This is a genomic window from Serratia sp. LTN-2, from assembly GCF_059740205.1.
Genome location: NZ_JCAXDO010000089.1, coordinates 1 through 713, shown reverse-complemented (window position 1 = coordinate 713; position 713 = coordinate 1). Strand labels below are relative to the sequence as shown.

Annotated in this window: 2 protein-coding genes; both read left to right on the top strand. The window is 46.1% G+C overall.

The genetic code is table 11. The features are described 5' to 3' along the window. The coding region (locus tag AC6BYQ_RS28490; RefSeq protein WP_498057929.1) for a hypothetical protein at positions 1-190 on the top strand (190 nt) is incomplete at its 5' end. Continuing rightward, entirely contained in the window at positions 147-605 is a 459-nt protein-coding gene (tnpA, locus tag AC6BYQ_RS28485; protein ID WP_498057928.1) for an IS200/IS605 family transposase, read from the top strand. The genes AC6BYQ_RS28490 and tnpA, both read left to right, overlap by 44 nt. Positions 606-713 lie beyond the last annotated feature (108 nt).

Below are 713 nucleotides of genomic sequence, written 5' to 3'. Positions count from 1 at the left end.
TTTGTGCACAGAAAACCCCCAGCTAGGCTGGGGGTTCAGTAAAGCTTTCAGCTTTGGGCCAGTTATAAAAACCCCTTTTGATTTGTTAAAACAGTTTGCGGTCTGGCAACTGCAAAGGTTCAACAAGAAATCAAAAGGGGGTCCCAATGAGGGACGAAAAGAGCTTAGCGCACACAAGATGGAACTGTAAATATCACATAGTTTTTGCCCCGAAGTACCGCAGACAGGTGTTCTACGGGGAAAAGCGTAAAGCGATTGGCAGCATCTTAAGAAAGCTGTGCGAATGGAAAAGCGTGAATATTCTGGAAGCAGAATGCTGTGCAAATCACATCCATATGCTTCTGGAAATCCCGCCGAAGATGAGTGTTTCGGGCTTTATGGGGTACTTGAAGGGAAAGAGCAGTCTGATGCTTTATGAGCAGTTTGGCGATTTGAAGTACAAATATCGTAACAGAGAGTTTTGGTGCCGAGGGTACTACGTTGATACGGTTGGAAAAAATACGGCCAGGATACAAGAGTACATAAAGCACCAACTGGAAGAGGATAAAATGGGTGAGCAACTCTCGATCCCGTATCCAGGAAGCCCGTTTACGGGCCGTAAGTAATCCATAGAAGCAAATGTCAGATCGTGATGCGCCTGTTAGGGCGCGGCTGGTAACAGAGCCTTATAGGCGCATATGAAAAACCTCCGGCTATGCCGGAGGATATTTATT

Coding starts and splice junctions, on each gene's coding strand:
- tnpA (WP_498057928.1), top strand. CDS start 147: ATGAGGGACGAAAAGAGCTTAGCGCACACAAGATGGAACTGTAAATAT.